Annotated in this window: 8 protein-coding genes; 7 read left to right on the top strand and 1 reads right to left on the bottom strand. The window is 54.0% G+C overall.

Going from position 1 to position 9,448, the window contains the following annotated elements:
- Positions 1 to 171 precede the first annotated feature (171 nt).
- The 3 genes from F8I07_RS06585 (at position 172) to F8I07_RS06575 (ending at position 3,105) form a co-directional block, all read left to right on the top strand.
- Complete coding sequence (locus F8I07_RS06585) at positions 172 to 1,314, top strand: radical SAM protein (RefSeq protein WP_292657321.1); 1,143 nt, start codon at positions 172 to 174, stop codon at positions 1,312 to 1,314.
- A 102-nt stretch (positions 1,315 to 1,416) separates the two neighbouring features.
- Positions 1,417 to 2,172, top strand: a complete 756-nt coding sequence (gene cobA, locus F8I07_RS06580; protein ID WP_292657318.1) for a uroporphyrinogen-III C-methyltransferase — start codon at positions 1,417 to 1,419, stop codon at positions 2,170 to 2,172.
- A 231-nt stretch (positions 2,173 to 2,403) separates the two neighbouring features.
- A complete protein-coding gene (locus tag F8I07_RS06575) occupies positions 2,404 to 3,105 on the top strand; it encodes a Crp/Fnr family transcriptional regulator (RefSeq protein WP_292657315.1) in 702 nt (233 codons plus the stop codon).
- A 238-nt stretch (positions 3,106 to 3,343) separates the two neighbouring features.
- Here F8I07_RS06575 and F8I07_RS06570 read toward each other — a convergent pair whose 3' ends face one another.
- Positions 3,344 to 4,342: an Lrp/AsnC family transcriptional regulator gene (locus tag F8I07_RS06570; protein ID WP_292657313.1), complete on the bottom strand. Its 999-nt coding sequence runs from the start codon at positions 4,340 to 4,342 to the stop codon at positions 3,344 to 3,346.
- A gap of 190 nt (positions 4,343 to 4,532) precedes the next feature.
- On the opposite strand from F8I07_RS06570, the gene napA reads away from it, so the two are divergent.
- The 4 genes from napA to F8I07_RS10085 all read left to right on the top strand — a co-directional run.
- Positions 4,533 to 7,367: a nitrate reductase catalytic subunit NapA gene (napA, locus tag F8I07_RS06565; protein WP_292657310.1), complete on the top strand. Its 2,835-nt coding sequence runs from the start codon at positions 4,533 to 4,535 to the stop codon at positions 7,365 to 7,367.
- A gap of 19 nt (positions 7,368 to 7,386) precedes the next feature.
- Positions 7,387 to 8,238, top strand: coding sequence for a ferredoxin-type protein NapG (napG, locus tag F8I07_RS06560; protein ID WP_292657307.1), 852 nt, complete (start codon positions 7,387 to 7,389; stop codon positions 8,236 to 8,238).
- Position 8,239: 1 nt separating this feature from the next.
- A complete protein-coding gene (gene napH, locus F8I07_RS06555; protein ID WP_292657304.1) occupies positions 8,240 to 9,064 on the top strand; it encodes a quinol dehydrogenase ferredoxin subunit NapH in 825 nt (274 codons plus the stop codon).
- Positions 9,064 to 9,448: nitrate reductase cytochrome c-type subunit (locus F8I07_RS10085; protein ID WP_367264507.1), on the top strand; the 385-nt coding region annotated here is incomplete at its 3' end. The genes napH and F8I07_RS10085, both read left to right, overlap by 1 nt.

The raw sequence follows: 9,448 nt of genomic DNA, 5'->3' as shown, positions 1-9,448 counted from the left end.
CTCTACTTCAGTGTCAATACCAAAAACGAGGTGCTGGCCTACCGGGTCTCCGATCCCGATCCCAAAAAATGGTGGAAGCATTTCATGTGGCCTGTCCCCAAACCTTCGGGGATCTTCCTCTTTGAAGCACCGGATGAGCCTGCCCCCAAGATCCGGAAAGTGAGTCACTAAGTGTTTCGTCTCTCCAATCTCATCGACGCGGTGACGGCGGGAAGACCCGAACGCTCTCTTGACGGCTCTATCGCCATCTGGAACTTCACCAACCGCTGCAATCTGGCCTGCCGCCACTGCTACAGCTACGCCGATCCCAACAGCGAAGATTTCCTGAGTACCGAATTTATTTTGGACGCTATCCCCGAGCTTCTCAAAGCCGGAATCCGCTTCGTGATCTTCAGCGGCGGCGAGCCTCTGATCCGCAAAGATATCTTCGAGATCGCCGAGGCGATGAGAGAGGCGGGGATTGTCACCTACCTCTCCACCAACGGTCTCTATGTCAACGAGAAGAACGTCGACCGGATCATAGAGACTTTCAACTATATCGGCATCAGTATCGACGGGATCGAAGCAGTCCATGATGCTTTTCGGGGGCTGGAAGGGGCCTATCGGCGTAGCCTCGATGCCATCGCCCTGATTCAGCGCCACGGCGGCAACGCGGGAATCCGTTTTACTTTGACCAAAGAGACCAAGGGGAGCTTCTACGATATTTTCGATCTGGCCGAAAAGATCGGCGTGGATAAGATCTATATCTCCCACTTGGTCTATAGCGGTCGGGGGTTGGATAACCTCAAGATCGATATCTCTCCCGAAGAACGGCGGAAATTTGTCGAGTTTATCATCGACAAAGCCTTTCAGTATCATAAGGAAGGGCGCAAGATCGACGTCGTTACGGGGAATATGGAGATGGATGCGATCCTTTTCCTGGAGAAGTTCGGCGAACGTTATCCCGAGCTCCGGGACGAGATGCAGCGGCGGCTGCGAAACTGGGGTGGCAACAGTGCAGGCCGCAAACTGGTCAATATCGACTGGAAAGGCAACGTCAAACCCGATCCCTTTTTCCCTTTTGTCATCGGGAACATGACCGAAAAACCTTTCAGCGAGATCTGGTTGGATGTGGAGAATGAGATGCTGACTCAGCTCCGGGAGCATCCCCGGATACTTTTGGGCAAATGTGCCGACTGCAGTGTCATCGACATCTGCAACGGCGGCAGCCGCAGCCGCGCCTGGGCGATCCACGGCGATCTCTGGGCGGAAGACCCGTCGTGTTATCTCAGCCGTGCTGAGATAGCAAGTGAAGAGTGGGGAGTGAAAAATTGAGAATTGAGAATTGAGGATGGAGAATTTTAGAACGAAACAGAGCCAATCTCAAAATTACTCGTTACTAGTTGCTCGTTACTAGTTTCATACCAAGGAGCATGAATGGTCTATCTCACCGGTGCCGGTCCCGGCGCACTCGATCTGCTGACGGTCAAGGCGCTGCGCGTCATCCGTCAGGCCGATGTCATCATCTATGACCGGCTGGCCAATCCCGAGATCCTTGCCGAAGCGAAAAACGGCTGTGAGTTCATCTACGTCGGCAAGGCTGACAGCCACCATACACTGCCCCAGGAAGAGATCAACGAAGTGATCTATCGGGCGGCGTTGGAACACGAAACCGTCGTCCGTCTCAAGGGAGGGGATCCACTGGTTTTTGGCCGGGGAGGAGAAGAAGGGATCTATCTCCGAGAACGCGGGATCAGGTTCGAATTCATTCCCGGCGTCACCTCCGCCATCGCCGTGCCCGAGTATGCGGGAATCCCCGTCACTCACCGGGGGATCACTGTCAGTTTCCGGGTCGTGACCGGACACGAAGCGGCCAAAGAAAAGAGCCAGATTCCCTGGGAAAACTATAAAAGTGACGATACGATTATCTTTCTCATGGGGCTTCATCGTCTCCGATACATCGTCGAAAAATTGATCGAGATCGGTAAACCCAAAGATTTCCCCATCGCCGTCATCAGCAAGGGGACATGGCCGGACGAGCGAACCGTCATCGGAACGCTGGAGAATATCTACGAGCAGGCCAAAGATCTCCCGACTCCGGCGTTGATTGTCGTCGGAAAGGTTGTCGAACTTCATGAACAGCTCAGTTGGTTCGAGAAAGAGCCAATCAAGTACTCTGAAAAACCGAAATAATCGCTCTCCGTCATCCTGAACTTGCTTCAGGATCCACGGTTTAACGGCCACTTCAGGCCCTGGATTCCGGGGCAAGCCCGGAATGACGGAGTTTTTTCAGAGCCTTGAATCTGCTGAGTGGTATCGTTGGGAAGAGAAAGAGCGGAGGAGGGCTGATATTCCTTCCGATCTTTCAAGGGAGGGTCAGGAATCTTTGTTACAATAGTCCCTCATTAAATAGGGTGGTGGTCAATGTACGATCTACGAGAGATACAACTCTTTTCCAATTTGTCCGACAAGCACATTGCTGAGATCAAGGAACGTGCCGTGATTCGTCATTTCGGCAAAGAAGGCATTGTCTTTTATGAAGGGGATCGGGGAGAATACCTCTATGTAGTGATCGAAGGAACCGTCAAACTCTACAAAACTTCTCCCAAAGGGACCCAGATCCAGATCAATCGTTTTGAAGCCCCGGCAGTGGTAGGAGAGTATGCCTGTTTCGAACGGATGCCTTTCCCGGCCACTTGTGAGTTTGTCACCGACGGCAAAATGGCGCTGATCCCTTACGATTATGTTTACAAAAACCTCTCCAACAGTGATTTTTCCCTGGAGATTATCAAGTCACTCACTTCCAAAGTGATGGTGCTTTCGGCGTTGATTCACAAGGAAACGATCTTCTCTTCCGAAGCCAAAGTAGCCAAGATGCTCCTGGAGAACAGTGAGATTTTCAGCAAACTCAAATACAACGAAGTCGCTTCGATCCTCAACCTCACGCCGGAAACCCTCTCCCGGATCTTCAATAAAATGAAAAAAGAGGGGTTGATCGAAATGAACAAAAATCATGAGATCAAAGTCATTGATCCCGAAGCACTGGAACATGTTATCGAAAGCAACAAAATCAAAACCTGTAACAACTGCATCGCCACCTTCAAAAAGCAGATGGGGATGGAGTGAGAGCGCTGGTCGCTCTCATGATTTTGGATTGAGTTCTCTGAAAAACCTCCGTCATTCCGGGCTTGCCCCGGAATCCAGGGCTTGGAATAATCGTTATGCCGTGGATCCCGAATCAAGTTCGGGATGACGCAAAGTGATTGTTTAGGTTTTTCAAAGAACTCGATTAAAAGAATCTGAAAAAAATTATAAGATAGTTTAAACTCTTAACTCTTAACTCTTAACTCTTAACTCTTAACTCCTAATCCCCATACTTCCTTTCCCACTCTTCAAATGCCGGATCGAAATAGACCAGGCGCTGTTTTTTGAACTCCCGGGTCGAGTAGAGCTTGCCGTATTTTGTCAGACCGGTCTCTTCGGCGATTTCCCGAATGATCTCGTCGCAGGCCTCCTGACTGGTGGCGTGGACCATGGCGAAGAGATTGTAGGGCCAGTTGGAATATTTTGGGCGCAGATAGCAGTGGCTGACGGCCCGGAACTCGGCGATTTTTCTCCCCAGTTCCTCCGCGCTTTCTTCCGGTACATCCCAGACACTCATGGCATTGGCGGTGAAGCCGGCTTTGCGGTGATTGAGAATCGTAGCGAAGCGCCGCATCACTCCCGCCTCTTTGAGCTCTTCGGCCAGTCTGAAAAGTTCGTCATACTCAATATTGAGGCGTTGCACAGTCTCGGCAAAAGGTTCGGAGGTGATGGGGAGATCTCTTTGCAGTTCCCGGATGACCGCGAAGTGACGCGCCCGCATCTTCAGAGCCTTGTGCTCTTTGCGGTGGAGCTTTTCTTTTTTGCTCTGTTTTCCTGTAGTATCGAGTTTGACCGAAATTTTGAACATCTTTAGCGTCGGCAGGATGATCGCCTCTTCGGCTCCGCTCATTGCTTTGAGCCGCTCCACCGTTTCGGGGAGTCCCAGTTTGGAGTCGGGAGGTACCGCCAGAGTGAACCAGATATTGAAATCGTGGTTACGCAGATAGTTGTGGCTGACGCCCGGATGGATATTGATCACCTCCGCAGCATTTTCGATTTGTGCTTCAGGGACTCTGAAAGCGACGAGAGAAGAGTGGTATCCCAGTTTTTTGGTATCGAAGATCGCAGAGGTCTGACGGATAATGCCTTCCTCTTTCAGACGACGGACCTCTTCCAGAACTTCCGCTTCGCTCCGATTCAGTTCCTGTCCCAGTGTTTCAAAGGGCTTGGCTGTCAGTGGAAAGGCGTTTTGCATCCGGTAAAGCAGTTCCTCCCGCATATTCTCCACTCCTGGTAATTTAAGATATTCTTATTGTACTGTATCGAGTTTTTTTCTCACTTGACCCGTGTCAATCGATACTGCATAAGATGAACTTTTTATAACTTTCAATCCAATTGATTTTAGTCAACAAATTTAAAACTTCATCGCGATAAAATGTGTGCATCCCGTAAACATACAGGAGGTTACAATGGGAATGAATCGACGAGATTTTTTGAAGAGTTCGGCGGCCGCCGCCGCCGCGAGTGCCGTAGGCATCACGGTCCCCTCCGAGGTCCAGGCTGCCGCAGCAAAAGGTGAAGAGGGCTGGCGCTGGGACAAAGCGGTCTGCCGCTTCTGTGGTACCGGCTGCGGCATCATGGTCGCCACCAAAGGGGGCAAGATCGTTGCCGTCAAAGGGGACCCTGCCGCACCGGTCAACCGGGGCCTGAACTGTATCAAGGGATACTTCACGGCCAAAATCATGTATGGTGCCGACCGTCTGAAGACTCCGCTGCTGCGTATGAACGAGAAAGGAGAGTTCGACAAGCACGGCAAATTCCGTCCCGTCAGCTGGAAACGTGCCTTCGATGAGATGGAAAAACATATCCGCAAGGCGCTCAAAGCCAGCGGCCCCGAAGGGGTGGCGGTCTTCGGATCGGGTCAGTACACCATTATGGAGGGGTACGCCGCCCAGAAGATGATGAAAGCGGGCTTCCGCTCCAACGCCATCGACCCCAATGCCCGTCACTGTATGGCCTCGGCGGTCGTCGGTTTCTACCAGACTTTCGGTGTGGACGAGCCCTCAGGCTGTTATGACGATATCGAACTGACCGATACCATCATCAGTTGGGGATCCAATATGGCCGAGATGCACCCGATCCTCTGGTCCCGGGTCTCCGACCGCAAGCTCTCCGATCCCGATCGAGTCAAGGTTGTCAACATGACCACCTATCGGACCCGGAGTTCCGATTTGGCGGATTTCGAGATCATCTTCCGTCCCCAGACTGACCTGGCGATCTGGAACTATGTCGCCCGGGAGATCGTCTACAACCACCCCGAAGCGATCGATTGGGATTTTGTCAAGCAGCACATTGTCTTTACCGTCGGTCCCGTCAATATCGGTTACGGCATGCGCCGCAAGGGCGAGAAGTCGCTGACTCCCGTCCGTCCTGACGGTTCGGCAGGAAAATACAGCGCTAAAGAGATGGAGATCATCCAGAAAGAGATGGGCAAAAAGGTCGGGGAGCTGGAAGCACCTGCGCTGGCACCCTACGGCTACAAAGCCGGTGAGGAGATGAAAAACACTCCGGGTACCCTCAAGCACTGGATGATCAGTTTCGAAGAGTACAAGAAGTCGCTGGAGCCTTATACTCTCGACTATGTGGCCAAAGTTTCCAAGGGGGATCCGGACGAAGATCTGGAGGCCTTCAAGAAGAAGCTCAAGATGCTGGCCGATCTTTACATCGAGAAGGATCGCAAAGTGGTCTCCTTCTGGACCATGGGGATGAACCAGCACACCCGGGGAAGCTGGGACAACACCCTCAGCTACAACGTCCACTTCCTCCTCAACAAACAGGCCAAGCCCGGTAACGGCGCCTATTCGCTCACCGGTCAGCCTTCGGCTTGCGGTACCGCCCGTGAGGTGGGAACCTTCGCCCACCGTCTGCCGGCGGATATGATGGTCAAGAACCCCAAGCACCGCAAGATCGCCGAAAAGATCTGGCATATCCCCGAAGGGACCCTCAACCCCGTGGGCAATCAGCATATCATGAAGATTCACCGGGATATCGAGGATGGCGTGGTCAAGTTCGCCTGGGTCAACGTCGCCAACCCCTATCAGGACAGCGCCAACGCCCGCCACTGGATCAAAGCTGCCCGGGAGATGGACAACTTTATCGTCACCTCCGACGGTTATCCCGGCATTTCGGCAATGGTCTCCGACCTGGTGCTTCCCAGTGCGATGATCTACGAGAAGTGGGGGGCTTACGGAAACGCCGAGCGCCGGACCCAGCACTGGCGTCAGCAGGTGCTGCCTGTCGGTGAGGCGATGAGCGATACCTGGCAGTGGGTCGAACTCTCCAAGCGCTTCACCGTCAATGATCTCTGGGGTCCCTATACCCTGCGCAACGGCAAGAAGCTTCCCGACGTACGCAAAGCGGCCGAGAAGATGGGCTACAAGCCCGATACGACGATGTTCGAGATCCTCTTTGCCAACGAGCGGGCCAAGAAAAACTATCCCATTGATCTGGACAAGTTCCCCCAGAAAGGCTTCGACAACAGCGAATGTCTGGGCGACAGTCGCAACGTCAAAGGAAGCGACGGCAAAGTCTTCAAGGGCTACGGCTTCATGCTCCATCAGTATCTCTGGGAAGAGTACGCCAGCTTCGGACGGGGCCACGGACACGACCTGGCCGACTTTGTCACCTATCATAAGGTTCGCGGACTCAAATGGCCCGTCGTCAACGGCAAGGAGACCTTCTGGCGCTTCAATACCAAGTATGACCCCTATGCCGCCAAACATGCCAAAGAGGCAGGGCTCAAAGACTTCGCCTTCTACGGTCCCCTGGCCAAGAAACTGCCCAGCGGAGACCTCAAAGGGGTCAAGGACAAGACCAAAAAGTCCCTGGCCAACAAGGCCAAGATCTTTGCCCGCCCCTACATGGATCCGCCGGAAATGCCCGACAAAGAGTACGATACCTGGCTCTGTACCGGACGGGTACTGGAGCATTGGCACAGCGGTACCATGACCATGCGGGTTCCCGAGCTCTTCCGCGCCGTGCCCGAGGCGCTCTGCTACATGAACCCCAAAGATGCCAAGAAACGCGGCCTCAAAAACGGTGACCTGGTCTATGTCGAATCCCGACGCGGCAAGGTCAAGGTCCGCATCGAAACCCGCGGACGGAACCGACCTCCCCGCGGCCTGGTCTTCGTGCCCTGGTTCGATGAGCGGGTGCTCATCAACAAGGTCACGCTGGATGCGACCTGTCCGATGTCCAAGCAGACCGACTACAAGAAGTGTGCCGTCAAGATCTACAAGGCCTAAAAGAAAGGAAGGATGAGCAGTGGACACCAAGGCAAAAAAGACGCAGATCAGTTCCCGGAGACGGTTTTTTACCGACCTGGCCTATGCGACGGGACTGGGGATCATGGGAGGCCTGCTCTGGGCGGGATATACCGAAAAAGCCAAGAGCTCTCCCCTGACGCTGCGTCCGCCGGCGGCTCTGGCGGAACCGGATTTCCTCAAGACCTGCATCAAATGCGGTCTCTGTGCCGAAGCCTGTGTCAACCGCCCCAGCAATATCGACCGGGATACCGGCCGTCCGCGACCGGGTACCCTCAAGATGGCCAAGGCCCAGGAGGATGTTACTATCGGGACTCCTTTCTTCAAACCAAGGGAGGTTCCCTGCTATATGTGTGACGACATTCCCTGTGTCACAGCCTGCCCCACCGGAGCCCTGGATGTGGCCAAAGTGACCAACCCCAAAACCGGGGAGTTGGACTATACGATGATGGATATGGGGCTGGCGGTAGTGGATCAAAACTCCTGCATCGCCTTCTGGGGTCTGCAGTGTGATGCCTGTTACCGCGCCTGTCCGCTGATGGACAAGGCGATCCGCCTCGAGTACGACAAAAACGAGCGGACCGGGAAACATGCCTTTCTCAAGCCGGTGGTCGATATGAACCATTGTACCGGCTGCGGACTTTGTGAAAAGGCCTGTGTCACCGAGAAGCCGGCGATCTTCATCCTGCCCAGAGAGATCGCCCTGGGGAAACCCGGTGCCCACTATGTCAAAGGTTGGGACAAAAAAGATCAGCAACGGGTGCAGGAACGCGTCGGCAAAGATGTCACGACCCACGATGTCCGGAGTGCGAAGAAGCCCGAGGACTATCTGAACAAAGGGGTGGAGTATTGAGATGAAATGGAGTAATATCAAATATCTCGTCCTGCGCCGGATTGTTCAGCTCGGTCTGCTCTTTCTCTACTTCATGGGCAATGCCTACGGATGGAAGGTTCTCACCGGTGATCTGTCGGCTTCTCTGCTCTTTCAGAAGGTACCGCTGGCCGATCCGTTTGCCGTGCTGCAGATCTTTGCCACGGGAGCCGTCGTCGGAGTCAACGCTTTGATCGGTGCGGCGGTGATTGCCCTCTTTTACGGCATCATCGGCGGTCGAGCCTTCTGCAGCTGGGTCTGCCCCGTCAATATGGTGACAGATTTGGCAGCCTGGCTACGCCGTAAACTGCTGATCGACCGGATAGAGCGAAAGGTCTGGATCTCCCGGAACGTCCGCTACTACATGATCGTTCTGGCGCTGATCGTCTCGGCCGTGACCGGGCTGGCCGCCTTCGAGGTGCTTAGCCCCATCACGATTTTCAACCGGGGTGTCATCTTCGGCTTTGGTGCCGGCGTGGGGCTGCTGGTGGCGATCTTTCTTTTTGATCTCTTTGCGGTCAAAAACGGCTGGTGCGGTCACATCTGCCCTCTGGGCGGTGTCCATGCCATTATCGGAAGTTACAACCTTTTTCGGGTCAAGCACAACAGTGAAAACTGCACACTCTGTATGAAGTGCAAAACGGTCTGTCCGGAGGTGGAAGTCCTGGGAATGATCGGTAAACGCAGCGAGTTCGTCGCCGGCCGTGAGTGTACCAACTGCGGCCGCTGCGTCGACGTCTGTGATGACGATGCCCTGGGATTCCAGCTGCGCAATTTTCTAGAAAACAATACGGGAGGAAAACAATAATGAAACGAAGCATCAAAATAGCCCTCATCAGTACCGTCGCTGCCGGCGCGGTACTCTTCGCCGGGGACTATGTCAATATCAACAAAGGGGTCAACAGCCCCGATGTGATCAAAAAACAGGATCTGGGAACCAAGAAGGTTGTCGATGAGACCGATTTGGGACTGCGTAAAAGCGGTCTGAGCGGCGTGATGAACCTGCCGGAGGTCAAATACGACCGTCCTGCGCCCGGTGCCGCACCCAAATTTGAGCGCTCCTATGTCAATGCCCCGCCGTTGATTCCTCACAGTATCGAGGGACTGGTGCCTATTACGACCAAAAACAACCAGTGCCTGGGCTGCCACATGCCGGCTGCGGCCAAAGGAGTGGGAGCGACACCGATTCCTG

The sequence above is a fragment of the Nitratifractor sp. genome (assembly GCF_015487065.1).
GTDB lineage: Bacteria > Campylobacterota > Campylobacteria > Campylobacterales > Sulfurovaceae > Nitratifractor.
This window is presented reverse-complemented; position numbering and strand designations above follow the sequence as displayed.